The organism is Aquirufa nivalisilvae, assembly GCF_004307455.1.
GTDB lineage: Bacteria > Bacteroidota > Bacteroidia > Cytophagales > Spirosomataceae > Aquirufa > Aquirufa nivalisilvae.
The window spans coordinates 1-252 of record NZ_SEWX01000035.1 but is presented as its reverse complement, the minus strand read 5'-3'; the positions used below and the strand labels follow the sequence as shown (position 1 = coordinate 252).

The following is a 252-nucleotide window of genomic DNA, read 5'->3' as shown; positions in this document are numbered from 1 at the left end:
TGAAATTCACAGGAACTTCAGGAGCAGGAACGTTCACTTTCACTCCAGCATCAGGAACGGCAGCTACTAGCTCTAGTGTTACTGTCAATTCAGGAGCAGCGACGAAATTAGTAGTCACCGGAACAGGCACTCAAACAGCAGGCAGTCCTCAAACGATTACCGTAACAGCGAAAGATGCTCAAGGAAATACGGCAACAGGGTATACAGGCTCACATAATATTACCTTCTCAGGAGCGAATAGTTCAAGTAGTC

Annotated in this window: 1 protein-coding gene; it reads left to right on the top strand. The window is 46.4% G+C overall.

What is annotated here, in order from left to right; genetic code table 11:
• A partial coding sequence (locus tag EWU22_RS13410) for a hypothetical protein (protein WP_231962916.1) occupies positions 1–252 on the top strand: 252 nt, incomplete at both ends.